Raw genomic sequence first — 21,848 nt, forward strand, 5'->3', positions numbered from 1 at the left:
AAGGTTAGGCCACGGGAGGGCCTCGGAGGAAGTATAAAGAAGGTTTGCTGCCTTGCCCGCTGCAGGTGTAGGTAGCGGCATAAGCAACAGTATGCGTGATAGGGGTAAAATCGATTGAAAGCGTCGTGCCTTGGTATGGTGTGTTGAACACATCCTCTACCTGGCAGTGCTTGTGCTTCATGCCTACCTGCGCCTCATGGGTGTCGGCGTGGTCGGTGTGCACCGTGTGCGTGTGTGGGTGCAGCTCCTGAATCAGGGCATCCGGTACCATGGCTCTGCAGAATAGCAGCAGCAGGATCAGGGCGATATGTTGGATGTAACGGTGCACCTTGGGCGTTAGAACAAAGACAAATATATACTAAATTCCACAATGTTGCATTTGCAACAGGCTTACCTTCCCGATTTTACTGTACGCACAAGTATAAAGCGGGGGTTGTCTCGGGCATTGGACAAGAGCTCGGGGCGAAGGTTTAATCCGGGTGTGCAGAAATCTGCCGCAGCTGTTACTTTTTCCGCCGTGCTCTGACAACCTGTCACTCTAGCGGTGTCTGGAACAGGATTTGAAAGCAGGGCTGAAGCGTAAAGCAGCAACAGATCAACCTTAACCATATAAAGTATAGACAATGGAAGAAAGAGGTAATATCTCCATCCACACCGAGAATATTTTCCCGATCATCAAGAAATTCCTGTACTCCGACCACGAGATTTTCCTGCGCGAGCTGGTGAGTAACGCCGTGGACGCGACGCAGAAAGTAAAGCGCCTCTCCTCCATCGGTGAGTACAAAGGCGATTTGGGCGAGCTGAAGGTGAAAGTGGCCGTGAACAAGGAGGCCAAGACCATCACCATCTCCGACAACGGTATCGGTATGACGGCCGAGGAGATTAAGAAGTACATCAACCAAATTGCTTTCTCCGGGGCCACCGAGTTTGTGGAGCGCTACAAGGACGCCTCTGCCGACAAGGACCAGATCATTGGTCAGTTCGGTCTGGGCTTCTACTCGGCCTTTATGGTGGCTGAGCGTGTAGAGATCGTCACCAAATCTTACCAGGAGGGCGCCGAGCCTGCCCGCTGGGAGTGCGACGGCAGCACCGAGTTCACGATTACGACGGCCGACAGAGCCGAGCGTGGCACCGATGTGATCCTGCACGTGGCCCAGGACTCGGAGGAGTTTTTGGAGACGGCCCGCATCCGCACCATACTTGACAAGTACTGCAAGTTCCTGCCCGTGCCGGTGGAGTTTGAGGGCGAGACCATCAACAATCCAAACCCGATCTGGACGAAGCAGCCTTCGGATTTGAAGGACGAGGACTACAAAGAGTTCTACAAAGAATTGTACCCGTTCTCGGAGCCGCCGCTGTTCTGGATCCACCTCAACGTGGACTATCCGTTCAACCTGACCGGTATCCTGTACTTCCCGAAACTGAAGAACGACTTTGAGGTGCAGCGCAACAAGATTCAGCTGTACTCGCGCCAGGTATTCATTACCGACGAGGTGAAGGATGTGGTGCCGGAGTTCCTGATGCTGCTGCACGGCGTGATCGACTCGCCGGACATTCCGCTGAACGTGAGCCGCTCCTTCCTGCAGGCCGACGCCAGCGTGAAGAAGATCAACACCTACATCACTAAAAAGGTGGCCGACAAGCTGGCAGAGATCTTCCGCAAAGACCGCGAGACGTTTGAGAAGAACTGGGACGACATCAGCGTATTTGTGAAGTATGGCATGCTGAGCGATGACAAGTTCTATGAGAAGGCCAAGGATTTCGTGCTGCTGCAGAACACGGAGGGCAAGTACTATACTTTGGAGGAGTATAAAAACCAGGTGCAGGCCAACCAGACAAACAAAAGTGAGCAGCTGGTGCTCCTGTATACCACCGACCCCGATAAGCAGCACGCCTTTGTGGAGGCGGCCCAGAACCGCGGCTATGATGTGCTCAAGCTCGACTCCATCATCGATAGCCACTTTATAGGCCTGCTGGAGCAGAAGCTGGAGAAAACCACGCTTAAGCGCGTAGACTCCGAAACGATTGACAAGCTGATCGAGAAGGACGAGGCGAAGGAGAGTGTGCTGAGCGATAGTGAAAAGGAGGAGCTGAAGAAAGTATACGAGGAGGCCATCAGCAACCAGCACATGACCGTGGAGGTAGCGCCGCTTGCCCCGGACGACGCGCCGGTGGTGATCACGCTGCCCGAGTTTATGCGCCGCATGAAGGACATGAGCCGCGCCGGCGGTGGCGGGATGATGTTTATGGGCGATATGCCGGACACTTACAACGTCACCATCAATGCTAACCACCCGCTGAACCAGCGCGTGCTGAAGGCCGAGGAGAAAGGCAAGCTGGCCCGTCAGGCCTTCGACCTGGCCCTGCTGTCGCAGAACATGCTGTCGGGAGCGGCCCTTACTAGCTTCGTGAAGCGCAGCTTCGACCTGATGACAAAAGAATAGTACCTTTATTTAAATACCTAACAGCTAAGGCAGTGCCCGTTTGGGTGCTGCCTTTTTTGCTTTTGGCGCCTCCTAAAGTATAAATGAAACTTACCCGGCGCAGGCGTAGTTATAGGGGCTCAGTTACCTGTTGGTGCGTATACTTATATAATAATTGCTAAATTGCTTTACTGTTAACTTGTTGGTTTTCCTGTAGAAAGGGTCACGTATACTAAGATCATCCATTTAACAGTTTATCCATTAACAATAGAACACTTCAAAATTTGAAAAGCTCGGTTTATACTTTTTTGCTAAGTGTTGTGTTGCTAAGCCTGGGCAGCTGCGGCCAGCCCCAGTGGAACAGCGACTACAACCTGAACATGGCGCGCCTGAAGGAAGGCAACAAGGTAAAAACCGATGCCCTGGCCTCTGCCGATACCACACAACCAACTGTTGAGGCGAGAAACCCGCTGGAAGAGAAGATTGAGGAGAAGAAAAAGAAGCGCAAGGTAAAACGCAGCAAGCGCGAGTTTCTGGGTTACAAGATAAAGCGCGGATATACCAAGAGCGGCGCCCGCTACAAAGAAACCATCGAGACCTTCGGCTACCTGCCCGAGCATCAGGAGCCGGACCGCTATGCCCCCTACAAGTATTACTTCGACACCAAAAAGCGCAAGCTGGCCCGCTCAGGGTCTAACGTAGAGGACACCGACCGCTACAAGGTGCTGCACGGGCCATATAAGAAAACGCTGGACGGCGAGGTGGTGGAGGAAGGCTACTTTTACGTAGGCACCAAACACCTGCGCTGGGAGAAGTACCGCAACAACGAGGACCACACGCTGGTAGACAAAGAGCACTATGAGAAGGGCTTCCTGCGCGACGCGGTGGTGACCTATTACGGCGATACCAAGAAGATAAAGGAGGTGATCCCTTACGAGTACGGGCAGGTGCAGGGAACCTACTACCGTTTCTATGAGAACGGGCAGCTGGAGTGGAGCGGGCAGTACGAAAAAGGCCGAAAGGTGGGCGTGTGGATCAACTACTACGACTTCCGCAACCGCCGCCACTATGAGTACCAGTACCCTGAAACAGCCTACGACCCGCCGCACGAGCCCTACCTGCTCCGCGAGTACGACCGCCATGCTACCCCTATCTACGAGCGCGGCAAGTTCGACAAGCGCTCGCAAGCGAGTAGTAAGTAAGAAAACTAGCCACTGCCCTCGTGCAGATAGAAGGTTATGTGTAAACCCACCTCCTGGTCCGCTGATAAGAGGAATCCTGTAGCACTGGGTCCAACCATCCCTGCCCCTCCTTGTTTAAGGAGGGCAGCTCTGTAGCTACTTTGGCTAAAGGGTAAGCTTCATGGCTACTTTCCTCGCGCGGATTGGTTGCGACTTGTCCCTATAGGTGTAAACTCACCCCTAGCCCTTCTGAGGAGGGGGTTTGTCCGGCATCTGCTATCATCCCCTGTCCCCTTCCAAGGGAGACTGCAAAGACAGCAACTATCGAAAACTGTTCCCAGTCTTTGGGTTGAGCGCCTATGCGAGTTTTTCCGGTGCCGAAGGCATTGCGACGCAGGAGCAAAGGAAAAGCTCCCAGCGCGATGCCCTTATCGAGGGCCCCTACCCCCAGGACGAGGCCTCCCGGCCTGGAGGGAGCCAAAGCAGGAGATGAAACGAGCCGCTCGTAAAGCCAGTGGGATGAACGGCAGCTAGAAAGGATAGCTTGGCTCAAGTTGCAGAAAGCAGCGGCTATGAAAGTATTGCAAAAGCATGAAGCTTGGCTCTGCGAGCCAGTTGGGTTGCAAACCCAACATCATCGTGAGGCACGAGTTGCAAACTCGCGCCAGCGGAAACCTCTGAAAGACGCGCAACCTCAGTAAAAAGCATCCTCGATATGATGTATAGCCGGAGGAGACGTGAGCGTTACCGAGATGATATCAAACCGCACCTCATGCGGCCACTCCTCCTGCAGTATAAACGCCTCGGCGGCACCCAGCAGCATCGCCTCCTTGCGGTAATTAACCGCCTCCTCCGGATACCCGTATTTATTAGTAGACCTGGTTTTCACCTCCACAAACACCAGCAGGTTGCCTTTCTGCGCAATGATGTCTACCTCGGCGCGTTTATGTCTGTAGTTTTGCCGCAGTATGCTGTATCCCTGCTCCCGAAGGTAAGCAGCAGCGTGGTTTTCGCCTTGCTGGCCGGTGTGGAGATGTCTGCCTGTTTGAGAAGCCATTTAAAACTTGTACTTTGCAGCAGCTAAGGCTGATGCGCAACTTTAGCATACTATGAAACAACTTACTGAAGGTTTTACCCAACAGTTACGCCACGCCATAGAAATAGGAGAGAGTGCCACCGTCACCTTCTCCGGCCCCAAGTATAGCAATGTGGTTTTTTCCGGAATGGGGGGCTCTGGCATAAGCGGCAATATGGTGCAGGCGTACGTGGCCGATAAGCTCGGGGTGCCGGTAATCGCGCACAAAGGCTATAGCCTGCCGCTTTTCGTGGGGCCAAGCACGCTCTTTATTGCCTCCTCCTTTTCAGGAAACACCGAAGAAACGATTTCGAATGTGCGGCAGGCAATGGAAGCGGATGCCAGCGTAGGCTTTATTACCTCCGGCGGAGAGCTGCTGCGCCTGGCACAGGAGCGCAGCATGCCGCATATTGTGCTGCCCGCCGAAGTAAGGCACCCGAGGGCGGGGTTGGGGTACATGCTGGTACAACAGCTTTACCTGCTCCACTACGCCGGCCTGCTCGACGACACCTTCAAAACCGAGGTGCGGCAAAGCATCACCCTGCTCGAAGAGCAGGCGGGGAGCATTAAGGTGCAGGCCAGCGCCCTGGCTAGCGCCTTTCATGGCAAGCTGCCGGTTATCTACGCCGGAGATACTTTTGGCGCCGTGGCAATGCGGCTGCAGCAGCAGCTGAACACCAATGCCAAGCAGCTGGCGCACGTGAACACGGTGCCGGAAATGAACCACAACGAGATCGAAGGCTGGCGGCACCCGGAGAAACTATTCAGCCAGCTGGTTGTTTTATGCATTAAAACCGCCTACGACCACTCGCGCGTGAAATTGCGCATGGACCTGGCAAAGCCGATCTGTGCCTCAGCCGGGCATGAGATGCTGGAGGTGGAGGCCATGGGGGCCACTTTCTTGGAGCAGGTGCTGTACCTGGTCCATTTGTTTGACTGGGTGTCGGTGTACCTGGCCGAGCTAAACGGGGAGGACCCTGCTAGTAACGAGAACATTGATTCCCTGAAAAGGGAGATATCCAAAGTATAACGTGCAGAAAAATACTGACATTCAATTTGAGCACCTGGGGCTGATCGACTACAAGGAGGCGTGGGATTACCAGGACAAGCTCTTTACCGCCACCCTGGACCTGAAGGTGCGAAACCGCTCCGCGGAGCCGGATGCGCAGGTGGCGACGCCCAACTACCTGCTTTTCTGCCAGCATCCGCATGTGTATACCCTGGGCAAGAGTGGCCATGAGGAGCACCTGCTGCTGAACCAGGAGGGCCTGCAGGCCAAAGGCGCCACCTATTATAAGATCAACCGCGGGGGCGATATTACCTACCACGGGCCAGGGCAAATCGTGGGCTACCCTATCCTGGATCTGGAGAACTTCTTTACCGACATCCATAAATACCTGCGCTTTCTGGAGGAGGGCATCATCCTTACGCTGGCGGACTATGGCATTGCGGCCGGCCGCATTGAGGGCCTCACCGGCGTGTGGCTCGACCACGTGGAACAGCGCAACCCGCGCAAGATCTGCGCCATGGGCGTGAAGTGTAGCCGCTGGGTCACCATGCACGGTTTCGCCTTCAACATCAACACCGACCTGGACTACTTTAACAACATTGTGCCGTGCGGTATTTCTGATAAAGCCGTAACTTCGCTGGCCAAAGAGCTGGGGCATGAGGTGCCGCTGGCCGAAGTAGAAGAAAAACTGTTAAAGCACCTGGCCACCTTATTCGGGGCCACTATTACGACTGCTGCGCATGAAGAAGGACATTGATTTTGGGGCGGTAGAGGGGATCGCAGTGGCTGTTGCCAGAACCACGGACGCCTCCACAGACCAGCCTGCCTGGAACGTATACCTCCTCAACAACAATAATTTTCCGATAGAGAATGTACTGGTTGCCTCCAAGGGCTATGGCGTGGTAGAGGGCGAGGAGGTGAAGACCTCGGTGCTGCGGCACATGTTTGAGCGCGTAGAGGCCAAAAGCTTTGTGCAGGTGGAGCCCATCGACCCAGCTATTTTCCACATCAACAACGAGTATTGGGTAAGCTACTACATTGGCCGCCAGATTTACGACAAGCGCTTCGTGTTTGTGCCGGATACTATCGTGGAGGATAACCTCATTGAGATAAACATGCTGCAGATGCAGGGGGTGCTGCACTCCTGAAAGCACAGCCACAAGTATAAATAAAAGTATAAAACGGCCGTCGCCGCTTTGCTCCGTTAACTATTTGCACCGTGCAAAGAGCGTTTCTAAAGTATAGCCTCTCTTTCCTGCTTTTACTTGTAGTATGGCTGGGTGCCTGCCAGGTGCCTGTGCAAGGGCAGGTGTTGCCCCTGGAGCAGAAAAACACTATTACGGGCAACTGGCTCGTGCAGCGGGAAAAGGATGCCCAGTTGGTGCCGTATGTAGCCAACCAGCATGCCAGCTACAACGCTGTGCACCAGTGGCTGCCCATTACGCAGGCGCAGCCGTTCAATGTTGCCTTCACGGCCCCGCGCGACCTGTGCCTGTTCCTCAACAACCGCCTCATCTTTAAAGCCGACTCCACAGCCAATTACACCCTGGACCTGGCAAAGTTCAGCCGTGACACCGCGCCTGTGGAGGGGAAGTACCTGCTCACGGTGTGGCACCCCACGCAACAGCCCAACGTAGGCACCTTCCGCAACGTGGCGCTGGTAGCCGATGCCAAGCCCGACGAGGGGCAGCGCCCTTTCTCGGTGCAGGTGCGGGAGTACGTGAACCAAAACGCATTCATCATCTTTATGCTGCTGATCGGGCTCATCTATGGCCTGCTGCGCGTCAACTACCCGGCCGACTTTAAAAGCCAGTTCAACCCGTACAACTTCCTGCGCACCAACACGCAGGAGTTGCTGTACTCCAACAAGCCGCTGGGCACAGCCTCGAACCTGCTGTTTGTGCTGGCCTTCTCACTGTCCATGGCCCTGCTGATTGCCGCTATCCATACCAATGTGCAGCACGTGCGGCTGTTTAACCGCCTGTTCCCGGTGTCTGAGGCCGACATTACCACCAAAATCCTTTTTTATACTTTGCTGATCTTTGGCGTGGTGCTGCTAAAGTATGTTTTTTTAAAGGTGATGGCGTTCGTGTTCGGGCTGGGGGGGCTGGTGCAGCTGCAGTACCGGCAGTTTCTGCGCTCGCTGCTATTCCTGGGCCTCTTCCTGCCGCTGGTGATGCTGCTTTACCTCTCGCTGAACGCCGAGATGCCCGAGACGATTCTGCTGATTTCGAGCCTGGCGGTGTCTTTGCTGCTGGTAATCACGATCCTGCGCGTCTTTTACACCGTAAATAAGAAAGCCTCGGTGATAAATTTGCATTTATTTTCGTACCTTTGCGCCACAGAAGTGATTCCGCTGGCAATAATGCTAGAGCTGATCGTGTTTAATTTCTAGGCAGGTGGCAGCGGGCATCGCAGCAGGCGAACTTAAAAGCATCATTTTTAATATGGCTGAAAGCAAAGCAAAGGGCTCTGCGAACCCTGAAAGACACAAGATTCCTATCAAAAGTATTCTGGTTACCCAACCGCAGCCTACTACCGACAACTCCCCCTACCTGTCTATTGCGGAGAAGTATGGTATCAAGGTAGACTTCAGGGCGTTTATCGAGGTGGAGCCGGTTCCTTACAAGGAGTTCCGCAAGGATAAGGTGGACATCCTGTCGCACACCGCCGTGATCTTTACCAGCCGCAACGCTGTCGACCACTTCTTTCGCATCTGCCAGGAGAGCAAGATAGAGATGCCTGCCGACATGAAGTACTTTTGTATCTCCGACCAAACGGCATACTACCTGCAGAAGTACATCACCCTGCGCAAGCGCAAGTTGTTTGTAGGCGAGAAAACCGCCAAGGACCTGTTTGAGGTGATCAAGAAGCACAAGAACGAGAAGTTCCTGTTCCCGTGCTCCAACATCCGCAAAGACGATATCCCGGAGTTTCTGAAAACGAACAAGATCAAGCACACAGAAGCGATCATCTACAAAACCGTGGCCGCCGACCTGTCGGATCTGGACGATGTGACCTACGATTGCCTGGCTTTCTTCAGCCCGTCAGGAATCCACTCGCTGTTCATCAACTTCCCTGACTTTAAGCAGAATAACACGCGTATTGCTGCTTTTGGCCCTACCACGGCCAAGGCCGTTCGCGACGCAGGCCTGGAGTTGGACATAGAGGCGCCGATGCCGAACGCCCCATCCATGACCGGAGCTATAGAAGTATACATACAGAACCAGATGCAGGAGGCAAAAAAATAGGTTGCAACGCAACTTTTAAGCCTTTTTTGCATACTACTAAAACGCAAACGCCGCAGCTGCCTCAGGCAGCCGTGCATTTGCGTTTTAGCGTTTAATAGCTATATTTGAAAAGCGTTCCGTGCAAAACAGCTCATCCTAACCATGCCTTCTTAGCCGCAGCCTATGAAAAAGCTTTTATCTGTTTTGTTGCTGGTGCTCCTGGTGGCACCCTTTGCCCATGCGCAGCAGCAACCTCAGTTTACCCACTATGGGTTTAATGGCATGCAGTTAAGCCCTGCCTACGCAGGCATAACCAATCGGCCGGAGTTCATGTCCATTTACCGTTACCAGTGGCTTGGCTACGATGCCTCTTTCGATGACGGTGGCGCTCCGCAGACGCTCTTCCTGTCGGCCCATACACCGGTCAGGCTGCTGCACGGAGGCGTTGGCCTGAACCTGATGCGCGACAAGATCGCCAACACGACCATTCTGACAGCGGCTCTCTCCTATTCCTTCCACATCAATATTGGCGAAACCGGCAAGCTGGGCCTGGGCATACAGGGTAACGTGAACAATTACAAGAAGGGGCGCTACCGTGCCATAGACGAGGGCGACCCGAATGTGCCGTTCAACAGCGAGGACACCAAGTATGATTTGGGCGCAGGTGTTTGGTATGAGTCGGAGGTGTTTTATGCCGGAGGTGGCGTTACCAACCTGCTGAAGGCGGAGTATGAGTTCGCTGACTCCACGAACACCGGAAAAGGCACATTGCTGGGCGAGAACCACGTGTACGTGACGGCCGGTTACCACATGCCGCTGACTGCTGACCTGACCCTTACACCTACCGTTTTACTCAAGCACGACACGGAGACTTTCTCGTTTGATGCCGGTGGCCGGGTAACATACCAGGAAAAATATTGGGCCGGAGTGAATTATCGGCATGAAGAAGCTGTTAGTGCCCTTGTGGGAGTCTCTCTGTTTCAGGATAATGCGTTGCGGGTGGGGTACGCGCTGGATCTGACCACCTTTAACAAAGCGGCTAAAGCAGCCACCTCGCACGAGGTGATGGTAAATTACCGCCTACCGGAGCCAGTAGTAAGGTTTAAGCCACCGGTAAGAACTCCCCGCTACTTTTTTACACGGTAAGATGAATGGTAATTGTAATTGCTTTTTTACTTTTAGGAGCGATTCTTTAAAAAGTGCATAAAAAAATAGTCCTGCATAGCAATAATAATCAACCCCTTAGCGCGTTAAAAAAATTAAAAAAGGTGAAGGAGTGAATTGTTTTTTATTTATTCCTAATTCTTATATATTTGCTACACTCGTAGAAGTGTGCTAAAATCTATTACAGAAAATTTTACTTTTAACAGTCATCATGAATAAACTACTAAAGCTGTCTTCCTTCGCACTGGCGGTGGTGCTGCTTGCAAGCTGTGGTATGAGACGCGGGCCCCAAGGTGATCTTGTGGGCGCTGAAGACAGGCCAGAGTACAATCCGCAGGAAGTGCCTTACGGCATGGTGGCCTGCCCGGGCGGTACGTTCCACATGGGGCAGGCTGATCAGGATATAGCGGCATCTATGGCAAACTTGAACAAGCAGGTGACGATCGGTGGCTTCTATATGGATGAAACCGAGATCACCAACAACGAATACCGTCAGTTCATCAATGTGATGATGGAAGATTCGCTGGACGTGTTAGGGGAAGAGCATGTGATGAGCAACCTGTATCCAGATACAACTGTTTGGGTAAAAGACTACACCTACCACATGGGTGACCCGCTGATGGAGTACTACTTCTCTCACCCGGCGTTTGATGATTATCCGGTTGTGGGTGTAGACTGGTTTGCGGCCAAATACTTTAGCGAGTGGCGCACCAAGCACAAGAACCAGGCAAATGCAGAAAATGGACGTGCCCCAATGCCACAGTTCCGTCTGCCTTCTGAGGCGGAGTGGGAGTATGCGGCGCGAGGCGGCCGTGACATGGCGGTATACCCTTGGGGTGGCCCGTACCTGCGTAACGCCAAGGGCTGTCTGCTGGCTAACTTTAAGCCAGGACGCGGCGACTACTACAGCGACGGCTTTACTTACACTGCCCCTGTAGCGCAGTTCTTCCCGAACGACTTCGGCCTTTACGACATGGCCGGTAACGTGGCTGAGTGGTGCGAGGATGCTTATTCAGATGCCACCGTTCCTGTTACTTGGGACCTTAACCCGGTGTATTATGATGACAATGAACCTCGTAAGATTGTAAGGGGTGGCTCATGGAAAGATATCGCCTACTTCCTGGAGACAGGTACACGCAACTTTGAGTATCAGGACTCTTCCAGATCTTATATCGGCTTCCGCAATGCAATGCATTACCTGGGCCGTTCATCAGGCAGAGAGTTTTAATAAGCAGTAATTCAAACCCCTATATTAATTTACCAATCCCCCAATTAATCCTTAATTAATCGTTCACTACTTAATTAGAAAACAAAATGAGCAAAGCTAAAGGTCGCAGTTTCTTGTTCGACGTTTTGATGCCAAAGATTTATGGTATCGGTGCTGCCGTCGTGATTGTGGGTGCGTTGTTCAAGATCCAGCACTGGCCAGGAGCCGACTTGATGCTGATCCTTGGTCTGAGCACAGAGGCTATCATCTTCTTTCTGAGCGCGTTCCAGCCGCAGCATGCAGAGCCGGATTGGGCCAGAGTATACCCACAACTTGCCGATGACTACGCTGGTGAAGGCATTGTGCCTGCTACAGCAGCAGCTGCAGGTCCGTCTGTAACAGGAAAGCTCGACGAAATGATGCGTAATGCCGACATTACGCCGGAAACAATAAACCAACTTGGCATGGGCCTTAACCGCCTGAGCGAAACTGCTGCCAGCATGGCTGACATGACCAATGCCGCCGCCGCGACAGAGGAATACACTGTTCGCGTAAGAGCTGCCGCCGGTCAGTTGGATAAGATCAACAGCGCGTACGCTACTACAGCAGATGCCATTGCACAAATGGCTGTTTCTGCTACAGATGCTAAAGAATACCACACCCAAATCCAGGGCATGACCCGCAACTTGGGTGCGCTGAATGCAGTGTACGAGATGGAGCTTCAGGACGCTAACAACCACCTGAAAGCCATGAATAAGTTCTATGGCAACCTGAGCATGGCCATGGAAAACCTGACTGACGCCAGCAAAGATACAGAACAGTTTAAGCAAGAAGTTTCTCGCTTGACGCAGAACCTGCACTCTCTGAACACAGTGTATGGTAACATGCTGACAGCGATGAAAGGATAATTTCCTTCCTTGGTTAAATAAGTTGTATCTACAGAAAACACAGTTAATATAGTATAAAATGGCTGGAGGAAAAGAGACACCAAGGCAGAAGATGATCGGTATGATGTACCTCGTACTGACCGCACTTCTGGCCCTTAACGTGAGCTCGGCGATCCTGTTAAAGTTTCAGTTCCTGGATGAGTCTTTACAGACTGTGAACCGAAAAACAGTAACAGATAATGCCGGGGTCGTATCAAACATACAGGCTGCCATTGCAGAAAACAAGAACCCTTCTGCCAATGACCAGCGTGTGCTGAAAACAGCACAGGAAGTACGTAATCAGACAAATCAAATGGTTTCCTACATTCAGGATCTGCGTAAGATGCTGATTGAGAAATCAGGAGGAATGAATGATGAAGGCACAGGATATAAGCAGCCAGAAGGCAATGATATCGTGGCCATGAACATGATTGGTGCTGCGAGCAAGAACAACGGTAAAGCGTATGAGCTGGAGCAAAAGCTGAATGACTACGCCAAGTTCCTGCGCCAGTACAATGAGCAGGTTCCGCAAAAACTTGCCTTGAGTGGCAAGGAGGATCCGGTAGCACAGAATGACCCGGCACAAAAGCGCAAAGACTTCGCGCAGCTGAACTTTGAGGAGACACCAATGGTGGCTGCCCTGGCAGTGCTTTCTCAGAAAGAAGCAGAGGTACTGAAGTATGAGGCGGACGTGCTGCAGAAGCTTGCCCAGCAGGTAGGTGCTGACATTATCAAGTTTGAGAAGATTTTTGCCATGGCCCGCGCCGAGTCTAAGACAGTGGCGGCTGGTACAAAATATTCAGCGGATATGTTTATCGCTGCCTCTTCTGACAACATTACCCCTAAAATGAGTTTCCAGGGTAAGCCTGTAAAGGTTGAGAATGGCTTAGGTAAAGTAGAGTTTGTGGCTTCCGCCTCTAACTACGATGCCGATGGCAACTCAAAGCAAACATGGAAAGGCCAGGTTACCATCAACCAAAATGGCCGCGACACTACGTTTACGGTAACAGAAGAGTATATCGTAGCGAAGCCAGTGATTCAGGTGCAGTCTGCTGCTGTGCAGGCGCTGTACTTCCAGTGCGCGAATGAGCTGAACATCCAGGTGCCTGCCCTAGGTGCCGTGTATGACCCAAGCTTCAGCGCATCAGGAGGTTCTGCAATTCCTGGCTCTAAGAAAGGCGAAGTAACAATCATCCCGAATGCTACGGAGGTAACAATCAACGTAAGCAGCGGCGGCAACAGCATCGGTTCCGAGAAGTTTAAGGTGCGCCCGATACCTAAGCCAGAGATTGTGGCGCTAGTAAACGGCAAGCCAGTGGACGTGAAGCGTGGGGTACCGGCACAGTCTTTCAGAGCCGTAGAAATACAGGCTGTAGCAGACGAAGGCTTTAAGCAATTATTACCGAACGAAGCACGTTATAGAGTAACGAAGTGGAGAGCTTACCTGGTGCGTAACAACCAGCCGGTAGATCAGGGCGAGTTTAACGGCCCGTCAGCTAACCTGACCAGCTTTGCCGCTAAAGCAGCCAAAGGTGACCGTGTGGTGATAGAGGTGCTGGATGTGAAGCGCCTGAACTACAAAGGCAATGCTGTAGACGTGAACGTAGGTAGCCCGAACTTCAACGTTCCTTTAAATTAACAATTAGAAGCTTACAAGGAGTATGAAATTAGTTAAAGCAATAGGTGTAGCAGCCGGTTTGATGCTATCTGTAGGTGCCATGGCGCAACAGGTGTCAAACTCAACGTCCAGCAACCCATCGGCAAGGCCTATTCCTGAGTCTGATATCCTGTTCAAGAAAACGGTATGGCGTAAGATTGACCTGCGCGAGAAGCAGAACAAGCCACTGTTCTCTGAAAACAGGGAGATCACAAAGGTTATTATAGAGGCCGTTAAAAGTGGGGAGCTTACTGCCTACAGAAGCGACTCTGTAAACACGCCAATCACACGCGAGGAGTTTATGGAAAACATGACTCCGAAGCAGACAGATGGCGGGCTTAGCGAAGAGGAACTGGCTGCCGGCTTTGGCGAGGTAGAGGAAGAGAATGATGACGCCTGGGGTGCTGCCTTGGGTGGAAACGCCGGAACTACTGAAACCGCTCCTGTAAGCAATGAATATTTCCCGAAGCAACTGTACCTGCTGGAGCTGAAAGAGAACGTGGTATTCGATAAAAAGCGCTCGCGCATGTACCACGATATCCAGACGATCAGCATAAAGGTGCCGGCTACATTGAACCCGCTAGGTTTCGAGCAGAACGTGGCAAGCTTTAAAATGAGCGACCTGGTAACGCTGTTCCGCAACAATCCGGAAACGGCTATCTGGTATAACGCACAGAATGATGCCCAGCACAAGAACCTGGCAGATGCTTTCGATCTGTGGCTGTTCAGCTCATACATCACCAAGATCTCTAACCCAGGCGACCAAAGCCTGGCCTCGATCTACGGTGGTGGCAAAAAAGGGCTGCTAGCTGCACAGGATGCTTTGGAAGCACTTATCGAGTACGAGTATAGTCTGTGGAGCTACTAAGCAAAGCAGCAGTACCAATAAAAAAAGGAGGCTTGAGAGAGCCTCCTTTTTTGTTTATATACTTTAGTAAAACCAATAGCTTGAAGCTATACTTCTTTCCCTTCCTCGGTAGGGTGCAGGTAGTTAAACAGGATGGCAGCCTTAGCTTTGCCAATCTCAGAAGAAAGCTCTTCTAAAGTTAACTCTTTGATCTTCTTAACAGACCTGTACTTCTGCAGCAAAGCATCGGCCGTGGAAGGCCCAATTCCTTTGATGTCGGTAAGCCCGGTTTTCAGCGTTCCGGCATCGCGCTTGCTGCGGTGGAAGGTAATGGCAAACCGGTGCGCCTCGTTGCGCAGGCGCTGGATGAGCTTCAGAGACTCTGATTTCTTGTCGATGTACAGTGGAAGGGAATCACCGGGATAGAAGATCTCCTCCAGGCGCTTGGCAATGCCCACCACGGCAACTTGACCGTAGATGCCTAAATCGCGCAGCGCTTTCACGGCCATGCCTAACTGCCCCTTGCCTCCATCGATAACGATGAGTTGTGGCAAGGGCTGGTTCTCATCTAACAAACGGCGGTAGCGGCGGGTAACAATCTCATACATGGAGGCAAAATCGTCAGGGCCGACAACCGTTTTGATGTTGAAGTGGCGGTAGTCCTTTTTGCTGGGTTTGCCGTTCTTGAAGCACACCATAGAAGCGACCGGGTTATCGCCCTGAAAGTTAGAGTTGTCAAAGCACTCAATCTGGCGGGGGAGTTCGGTAAGGCGAAGGTCTTTCTTGAGGGTCTCCAAAACGCGTACTTCCCGCTGCTCGCTCAGTTCTTTGTTCTTCTCCTGTCGCCCCTCCCGCTCCTTGCGCAAGTATAAAGCATTCTTCAGCGATAGGCTCAGCAGCTTTTTCTTATCACCGATTTGTGGATAGGTAACGGTAACGTTGTCTAATGGCAGCCTTAGCTCAATGTTCGTAATGACTTCGCGGGAGGTGCTCTCAAACTCCTGGCGCAGCTGTACCACTACCGAGGCAAGTATGTCAGCATCCTCCTCATCCAGCTTCTTCTCCAGTTCCAGCGATTGGGTAAGGATGATGGAGCCGTTCATGACCTTCAGGTAGTTGATGAAGGCGCACTGCTCGTTGCTGGTGATCGTAAAGACATCAATGTTGGTGAGCGTATTGCTGACAACAGTAGACTTTGCCTGGAAATCCTCCAGCATGTCCAGCTTCTGCTTATACTTGTGCGCCACCTCATACTGGTAGTCTGCGGCAGCGGTAGCCATCTGCTCCTTAAAGTATGATTTTGCCACCGACAGGTTGCCGGCGAGGATGTTCTTGATCTGGGAAATATTGACGTTATACTCCGTCTCGTCCACCAGCGCTTCACAGGGCCCCTTGCAGTTGCCGATGTGGTACTCCAGGCACACCTTGAACTTGCCGGCGGCAATATTCTCAGGCGAGAGGGCATAGGTGCAGGTACGGAGCGGGTACAACGTCCGGATCAGGTCCAGCAGCACATTCATGGTCGTGACGCTGGGGTAAGGGCCGAAGTAGCGCGAGCCGTCGTTCTTTTTGTTGCGGGTGCTTATAACGCGCGGGAAACGCTCGTTAACAATGCAGATGTAAGGGTAAGTCTTGCCATCCTTCAGCAGGATGTTATACTTGGGCTGATACTGCTTGATGAGGTTATTCTCGAGCAGGAAAGCATCGGCCTCGGTGTCTACGATCGTAAACTCAATGTCCCTGATCTGGGAGACGAGCTTAAGTGTCTTTTTATTATGCTGGGCAGAACGGTTGAAGTAGGAGCTGACGCGCTTCCTGATATCAACCGCTTTGCCTACATAGATAATGCCATGATCATCGAAGAACTTGTAGATACCTGGCTTGTGTGGCAGGTGCGATATTTTTTCCTTCAGCTTCTCGTTGGCTGGCATATAGGTTTCAGAATTAGATCTCCAGGTCTAGTTGGGTAGGCAGATTCAGGAACTCATCCTGTTGCGTCGAGTCGATCTGCACACCGCGGTTATACTTATCACAATCTAATTCTACCGATAAAGGCATAGAAGGTTTAGGGAAAGGGTCTTTTGACACATCCAATGACTTATCGTTGTACACTTTCTGCATGAAGGCGCCATAGATAGGCATGGCTAGCCTGCCACCCTGGCCAAGGGCAATCGTGCGGAAGTGGATGGAGCGGTCTTCGCCGCCTACCCAGGTGCCTGCCACCAAGTTAGGGGTGATTCCCATAAACCAGGCATCGGAGTAATTCTGAGTTGTACCGGTTTTGGCACCCATTTCATTCTTCAGACCATTACGAAAGCGCAGGCCATAGTAAGCGGTTCCGCCGGGCTCGGCGGCGGCCTTCAGCATATGTACCATCATGTAAGCCGTTTCCTCGCTGAGGGCCTCTACCGTTTTCGGAACGAATTCAGCGATCACGTTGCCGTGCTTGTCCTCAATCCGGGTGATATACGTAGGCTCTACCCAGGTCCCACCATTCACGAAAGTGCCGTAAGCCCCCACCATGTCGTAAAGCGTCACATCACTTGTGCCAAGCACCAGCGATGGCGTCTCGTCGAGTTTGGTGCTGATGCCCATGCGGCGGGCGGTCTGGGCCACGGCAGGCGCACCGAGTTTATTCACCAGGAAAGCCGAGATAGAGTTCACTGACTCTGCCAGCGCCTTGCGCAGCGTGTACTTTTCGCCGCTGTACTTGTTATCCGCGTTTTTAGGGCACCACATTTTGCCGTCCGGCAACGGGATACAGGTCTCCGTGTCCAGCACCTCATAGCAAGGGTAATAGCCGTTCTCAATAGCCGTAGTATACAGGAATGGCTTAAACGTAGAACCCGGCTGGCGGGAGCCTTGTTTCACGTGGTCGTACTTGAAATGCTTGTAGTTGATGCCCCCTACCCAAGCCTTGATATGGCCAGTCTGCGGCTCCATTGCCATAAAGCCGGTCTGCAGGAAGTGCTTGTAATACTTCAGCGAGTCCATAGGGCTCATCTCCACCTGCTTCTCGCCATCCCAGCTGAAGATGGTCATCGGCACTTTCTTGTTCAGGTAATAGTTGATGGAGTCGGTGTCATCGCCAAAGCGGGCCTTCAGGCGGCGGTAACGATCGGAACGTTTGATGGCTTGCTCCGGAAAGCCTTTGATTTCGCGCATGTTCTCGTCTACCCACGGGTTGCGGCCTTTCCAGTGCTCAAAGAACGTTTTCTGCCGGTCTTTCATGTGCTCAGCTACAGCTTCCTCGGCATACTTCTGCATGCGAGAGTCTATGGTCGTGAAGATTCTCAGGCCATCGGCGTACAGGTCGTAGCCATTCTCGCGGCACCACTGCAACAGGAACTTGCTGGCCTCTGTGCGGAAGTAGGGCGCCAGGCCGATGTTGTGGTTCTCCACGCGGTAGTCCAGCGCAATATCCTCTTCCTTCAGCTGGTTGAACTCCGCCTCCGTCATAAAGCCATACTTCACCATCTGCGCCAGTACCGTGTTGCGGCGGCGCTTGGAGTTCTCCGGCTTGAACTTAGGGCTGTAGTAGCTTGGGGCCTTTAAAAGACCAACCAGCACTGCCGATTCCTGTACCTCCAGCTCCTCCGGCTTTTTATTGAAGAAGGTCTTGGCCGCTACCTTGATACCAAAGGCATTGGACCCGAAGTCAACCGTGTTCAGGTACATCGTCAAGATCTCGCGCTTAGTGTAGGAGCGCTCCAGCTTCACGGCCATAATCCACTCTTTTGTCTTCAGGATGAGCATGCGCAGGCCAGGCACATCGTTCAGCAGGCCATTGTTGAGTTCATCGCTGCGGGTATCGAAAAGGTTTTTGGCAACCTGCTGCGTCAGCGTGCTACCGCCGCCCTTCTGGTTTCCCGTGATGATACCAGCCGCCACCCGCACCATAGACTGTGGGTCGATGCCGGCATGCTCCTCAAATCGGACGTCCTCTGTGGCAACTAGGGCGTTAATCAGGTTGTCCGGCAGCTCCTCGTAGTCCGCCGGCGTGCGGTTCTCGCGGAAGTACTTTCCTAGCTGCACATTGTCTGCAGAGTACAACTCTGACGCAATCTCGCTCTTCGGGTTCTCCAGGGTGCGCAGGTCGGGCATTTCACCGAACAGGTTCAGGAAGTTGATGCTTACCGCGTAGATGTAGAGTACGAAAGCTGCAAAGCCACCGATAAACAGCAGCCACAGCACCGACACAACCTTTGGGTAAAAGGACTTTTTGGGAGAGAGGGTTTTTTGACGCGTAGTCATGGAATTAGTAATTGTCTTTGAAGAAGGTCAGGTAAACTTCAGGATCTTTCTTCTGTATAAATTTCTCGTAGTTGGCAGAAGAGATCACAAAGGTAATGAAATCTACGCCTCTTATTCTACCAACCGGAGCCTGGGGTGCCTTTTGTTTTACGTTGTAGGCATTGGCCAGCTTCGGGTCCTGGAAAGAGCGGGCCACCAGCATGGTTTTGCCACCCCCGTAGTCCAGGGTGTCCAGGCTTAGGTTCTCTTTTTTATAGTACATGGTGTTATACTTCTCATACTTCTGCACGATGTCGGCAAAGGCCTTCTCGCCATTGGGGTAGATCAGCACAAAGTAATAGGCTGAGTCTGCCTCCGCACGATAAGCCATTGGGTCAGCGGCCGGGTTCAGGAGCGTGTCAGAGGCTACTGCTGTTGATGGCGCCTGCACCTGTTGTACGGCAGTGTCTTGCGCTGCCACTGGCTGCTCCTTTTTGGTAGAGTCACCGGTTTGCGCAGTGCCCACTGGAGGCAGCACCACAGGCGTAGCCTTGGCAGCCGACGCGGTAGCCTGTGCAATTTCTGTGCTAACTTTCTGCTCCGGTGTCAACTCTGGGGCTTTTTCCTTGGGTTTTGGCGGGGCAGGGGCATCGGCGCGCAGCTGGTTTCGCTGCTCCAGCTCCTGATAAGTGGCCAATAGTTTATCGGCCTGCTTCACCAGCGGGCTGCCCTTGTGCTCTTTCTTGAAGCGGTTGAGCTTGTCGCGCAGTACCTCCGGCTTCTCGGTGCGGGCGGTAACCATGGCATCCAAGAACATCACCTTATCCTGGATATCATTAAAGGGATACTGCGCCGTGATGGTGTGGAGCTGCTCCTGCGCCAGCTTATACTCCTCTGCCTCATAATAGGCGTAGGCCGAGTCGTAGATCGCATGCACCTTGATGTTGTCGGCCGCGGTTTTGGCCATAAAACCCTCATCGTCGAGCAGGCGGGCGTAGGTGGTGTTCGGAAACTGCTGCTTTATTTTGTTATAGTATGCCTGCTGCTGTTCCTGGTTGCCGGCACGGCCGTAAAGCAAGTATAAGCTGTAGTACGTCTCGGCGGCATGTGAGGTATGCGGGAAGCGCTGCAGCAGCTGCTCATAGGTAGCGATTGCCTCGTCTGGAGCCTGCAGGTTTTGGGCATAGATGACGGCCAGGCGGAAAAGCGCCTCCTCCACCATTCTTTCAGACTGCTGCAAGGCTACCGTAGAAAGCGGCAGGCTCTGCAGGTACGTATCCACCTGGGCCTGCATGCGTGCCTCCGGGCTCACTTCCTCCGCTGGCTTGGTTATCATGTTCTCCGGAACCTGGGCCACCGGCGCTGGCTGGTTTCCGGCATCGCCGCGCGTGCGGGTGCGCCAGAAGTCCTGGTTCGGGCGGTCGCCCCAGCGGCGGGTAAACTCGGCACGGGCAGTGGCCATGGCCGTTGGGTTGTCAAAATACCACACGCCGCCGCTGTTGCTGGTGCCGAAGGCTTCTTCTCTGTTGTTGCGTACCTGATTGCGGCGGCTGCTCTGCTCCTGGCGCTGTGCCTGCTCCTGCTCCTGCGCGAGCGCTGCCAGCCTTTCTTCCTCCTGGCGCTGCGCCAGCTGCTGCAGAAAAACCATGCGTTCGGCCTCCGGCATTTTGGCGATCCGCTGCAGGCTGTCCTGGGTATGGATCGTGGTATACTGCTGGGCGAAGTCGGCCAGGATGTCGCGGCGCTCCGCCACGGCCTCGTATTGGGCGGCCTGCTGTGGGTATACCTGCACGGCACTATCGTAGTAGGCGGCAGCCAGCTCATACTTGTTCAGGTGCTCGAAGTAAATCTCGCCGGCCAGCACATAACTATAGGCCTTCTGGTTAGGCAAAGCCCCCGGCGTGCGCAGCGACTGCTCCAGGTGCTCCAGCGCCTCTTCGTGCTGCTGCTGGCGGAGCGCAAAGCGGGCCATTTCATAGTAGATCTTGTCGCGGTACTCCTTGTTCTTCTCGTCGCGGAGCATTTTCTGGTAATAGCCTTCAATGCGTTGCACGTCATTGTTGTCGGCCAGCTCCGTTACCTGCCCCAGGTTTAGGCGGCTGAAGAAGCCAAGGTCGTAGGGCGGGTTGTTGCGCAGCACTTTGCTGTACTGTTTGTTGGCTTCCTTCTGCTGTCCCGTTAGCTGATACAGCTGCCCCAGGGTATAGCGCGCCCTCGATTCCGCGTCCTTCTCCTCAAAGTTGGGCAGCGAGAGCGCCAGGTTCTCGATCACCTGGGCTGTGTCGCCCTGCAGGCGGTGGTACTGCGCGCGGGTCAGGTACAGCTCGCGGGCGTTGTCCCGGTTCAGGCGCTCCTTGCGCAGGTACTCCGATACCTGCTGCGCGTTTTCCATTTCGCCTAGTTCTATAAAGGAGCGCATGAGCCACACCAGTGCCTCGTGCCGCTCGTCTTTGCCTTTGCCATTCGCGTTCACATACTTAAAGGTGCGCACGGCTTCTTCAAAGTCCAGCTCATAAAAGTTGGCCTTGCCGATGAGTACATAGCTGTTGTCTACCCACTTGCTGTTCTGGTGGTACTGTATCGGGAAAGAGGCTTTCTTCTTGATGTCTTCCAGGTCGGCGGCCAGGGCGGTAGCCTTGGCCGTATCCAGCGGCGGGAAGATCGGGAGAACCTGGCTGTAGTCGTACAGGGCTTGCTCCTGCAACTGCTCCTCCAACAGGCGCAGCTTCTCCTTGGCCAGGAAGTAACCGTTGTAGCGGGCCGTGGTGTTGTGGTAAGTTTTGCTGAGCGGGTTGTTGCGCTCGGCAGAGCATGCCGCCAGCAGCAGCCCGGCAAGTATAAAAAATATGTGCAGCGGTTTCTTGTTCAAGGCGATGGTGTGCAGCTGGTTTGGGTG

At 53.2% G+C, this 21,848-nt stretch carries 17 protein-coding genes; 12 read left to right on the forward strand and 5 right to left on the reverse strand.

Annotated features, from left to right (window positions below; translation table 11 throughout):
• Positions 1-4 precede the first annotated feature (4 nt).
• A complete protein-coding gene (locus PXG97_RS14960; RefSeq protein WP_276498587.1) occupies positions 5-328 on the reverse strand; it encodes a hypothetical protein in 324 nt (107 codons plus the stop codon).
• Positions 329-623: 295 nt separating this feature from the next.
• Here PXG97_RS14960 and htpG point away from each other — a divergent pair, with 295 nt between their 5' ends.
• Together htpG and PXG97_RS14970 are read left to right on the forward strand one after the other, a co-directional pair.
• The gene (htpG, locus tag PXG97_RS14965; RefSeq protein ID WP_276498588.1) at positions 624-2,444 is read left to right on the forward strand and encodes a molecular chaperone HtpG; all 1,821 of its coding nucleotides are present in this window, start codon (positions 624-626) and stop codon (positions 2,442-2,444) included.
• A gap of 263 nt (positions 2,445-2,707) precedes the next feature.
• Positions 2,708-3,625 carry a toxin-antitoxin system YwqK family antitoxin gene (locus PXG97_RS14970; protein ID WP_276498589.1) on the forward strand — a complete coding sequence of 306 codons (918 nt, stop codon included), beginning with the start codon at positions 2,708-2,710 and terminating at the stop codon, positions 3,623-3,625.
• Positions 3,626-4,298: 673 nt separating this feature from the next.
• Here PXG97_RS14970 and PXG97_RS14975 read toward each other — a convergent pair.
• Entirely contained in the window at positions 4,299-4,661 is a 363-nt protein-coding gene (locus PXG97_RS14975; RefSeq protein ID WP_276498590.1) for a YraN family protein, read from the reverse strand.
• Positions 4,662-4,713: 52 nt separating this feature from the next.
• Here PXG97_RS14975 and PXG97_RS14980 point away from each other — a divergent pair, with 52 nt between their 5' ends.
• The 10 genes from PXG97_RS14980 to porN all read left to right on the forward strand — a co-directional run bounded on the left by PXG97_RS14980 (position 4,714) and on the right by porN (position 14,740).
• Positions 4,714-5,709: a bifunctional phosphoglucose/phosphomannose isomerase gene (locus PXG97_RS14980; protein ID WP_276498591.1), complete on the forward strand. Its 996-nt coding sequence runs from the start codon at positions 4,714-4,716 to the stop codon at positions 5,707-5,709.
• 1 nt (position 5,710) lies between these two features.
• Positions 5,711-6,445 (forward strand): lipoyl(octanoyl) transferase LipB, encoded by a 735-nt coding sequence (gene lipB, locus PXG97_RS14985; RefSeq protein ID WP_276498592.1) that lies wholly within the window; start codon positions 5,711-5,713, stop codon positions 6,443-6,445.
• On the forward strand, positions 6,429-6,836 hold the full coding sequence (locus PXG97_RS14990) for a hypothetical protein (RefSeq protein ID WP_276498593.1): 408 nt from the start codon (positions 6,429-6,431) through the stop codon (positions 6,834-6,836). The genes lipB and PXG97_RS14990 overlap by 17 nt, the downstream gene beginning before the upstream one ends.
• 71 nt (positions 6,837-6,907) lie before the next feature.
• Positions 6,908-8,083 carry a DUF4271 domain-containing protein gene (locus PXG97_RS14995; protein ID WP_276498594.1) on the forward strand — a complete coding sequence of 392 codons (1,176 nt, stop codon included), beginning with the start codon at positions 6,908-6,910 and terminating at the stop codon, positions 8,081-8,083.
• 52 nt (positions 8,084-8,135) lie between these two features.
• Complete coding sequence (locus PXG97_RS15000) at positions 8,136-8,939, forward strand: uroporphyrinogen-III synthase (RefSeq protein ID WP_276498595.1); 804 nt, start codon at positions 8,136-8,138, stop codon at positions 8,937-8,939.
• A gap of 162 nt (positions 8,940-9,101) precedes the next feature.
• A complete protein-coding gene (locus PXG97_RS15005) occupies positions 9,102-10,064 on the forward strand; it encodes a PorP/SprF family type IX secretion system membrane protein (protein ID WP_276498596.1) in 963 nt (320 codons plus the stop codon).
• A gap of 229 nt (positions 10,065-10,293) precedes the next feature.
• The gene (gene porK, locus PXG97_RS15010) at positions 10,294-11,310 is read left to right on the forward strand and encodes a T9SS ring complex lipoprotein PorK/GldK (RefSeq protein WP_276498597.1); all 1,017 of its coding nucleotides are present in this window, start codon (positions 10,294-10,296) and stop codon (positions 11,308-11,310) included.
• An 86-nt stretch (positions 11,311-11,396) separates the two neighbouring features.
• On the forward strand, positions 11,397-12,197 hold the full coding sequence (gene porL / locus PXG97_RS15015) for a type IX secretion system motor protein PorL/GldL (protein WP_276498598.1): 801 nt from the start codon (positions 11,397-11,399) through the stop codon (positions 12,195-12,197).
• A 58-nt stretch (positions 12,198-12,255) separates the two neighbouring features.
• Positions 12,256-13,854 (forward strand): type IX secretion system motor protein PorM/GldM, encoded by a 1,599-nt coding sequence (gene porM / locus PXG97_RS15020; RefSeq protein WP_276498599.1) that lies wholly within the window; start codon positions 12,256-12,258, stop codon positions 13,852-13,854.
• 22 nt (positions 13,855-13,876) lie between these two features.
• Complete coding sequence (gene porN / locus PXG97_RS15025; protein ID WP_276498600.1) at positions 13,877-14,740, forward strand: type IX secretion system ring subunit PorN/GldN; 864 nt, start codon at positions 13,877-13,879, stop codon at positions 14,738-14,740.
• 86 nt (positions 14,741-14,826) lie between these two features.
• On the opposite strand, the gene uvrC is transcribed toward porN, so the two are convergent.
• From uvrC to porW, 3 genes are read right to left on the reverse strand one after another with little or no spacing between them, the layout of a single operon-like run.
• A complete protein-coding gene (gene uvrC, locus PXG97_RS15030) occupies positions 14,827-16,650 on the reverse strand; it encodes an excinuclease ABC subunit UvrC (protein WP_276498601.1) in 1,824 nt (607 codons plus the stop codon).
• A 13-nt stretch (positions 16,651-16,663) separates the two neighbouring features.
• Positions 16,664-18,973: a penicillin-binding protein 1A gene (locus tag PXG97_RS15035; RefSeq protein ID WP_276498602.1), complete on the reverse strand. Its 2,310-nt coding sequence runs from the start codon at positions 18,971-18,973 to the stop codon at positions 16,664-16,666.
• 4 nt (positions 18,974-18,977) lie between these two features.
• Complete coding sequence (gene porW, locus PXG97_RS15040) at positions 18,978-21,821, reverse strand: type IX secretion system periplasmic lipoprotein PorW/SprE (RefSeq protein ID WP_276498603.1); 2,844 nt, start codon at positions 21,819-21,821, stop codon at positions 18,978-18,980.
• Positions 21,822-21,848: the final 27 nt, after the last annotated feature.

The organism is Pontibacter litorisediminis, from assembly GCF_029360645.1.
Classification (GTDB): domain Bacteria; phylum Bacteroidota; class Bacteroidia; order Cytophagales; family Hymenobacteraceae; genus Pontibacter; species Pontibacter litorisediminis.

Coding starts and splice junctions, on each gene's coding strand:
- PXG97_RS14980 (WP_276498591.1), top strand. CDS start 4,714: ATGAAACAACTTACTGAAGGTTTTACCCAACAGTTACGCCACGCCATA.
- porK (WP_276498597.1), top strand. CDS start 10,294: ATGAATAAACTACTAAAGCTGTCTTCCTTCGCACTGGCGGTGGTGCTG.
- PXG97_RS14975 (WP_276498590.1), bottom strand. CDS start 4,661: ATGGCTTCTCAAACAGGCAGACATCTCCACACCGGCCAGCAAGGCGAA.
- porM (WP_276498599.1), top strand. CDS start 12,256: ATGGCTGGAGGAAAAGAGACACCAAGGCAGAAGATGATCGGTATGATG.
- porN (WP_276498600.1), top strand. CDS start 13,877: ATGAAATTAGTTAAAGCAATAGGTGTAGCAGCCGGTTTGATGCTATCT.
- PXG97_RS15000 (WP_276498595.1), top strand. CDS start 8,136: ATGGCTGAAAGCAAAGCAAAGGGCTCTGCGAACCCTGAAAGACACAAG.
- PXG97_RS15035 (WP_276498602.1), bottom strand. CDS start 18,973: ATGACTACGCGTCAAAAAACCCTCTCTCCCAAAAAGTCCTTTTACCCA.
- PXG97_RS15005 (WP_276498596.1), top strand. CDS start 9,102: ATGAAAAAGCTTTTATCTGTTTTGTTGCTGGTGCTCCTGGTGGCACCC.
- PXG97_RS14990 (WP_276498593.1), top strand. CDS start 6,429: ATGAAGAAGGACATTGATTTTGGGGCGGTAGAGGGGATCGCAGTGGCT.
- htpG (WP_276498588.1), top strand. CDS start 624: ATGGAAGAAAGAGGTAATATCTCCATCCACACCGAGAATATTTTCCCG.
- uvrC (WP_276498601.1), bottom strand. CDS start 16,650: ATGCCAGCCAACGAGAAGCTGAAGGAAAAAATATCGCACCTGCCACAC.
- porL (WP_276498598.1), top strand. CDS start 11,397: ATGAGCAAAGCTAAAGGTCGCAGTTTCTTGTTCGACGTTTTGATGCCA.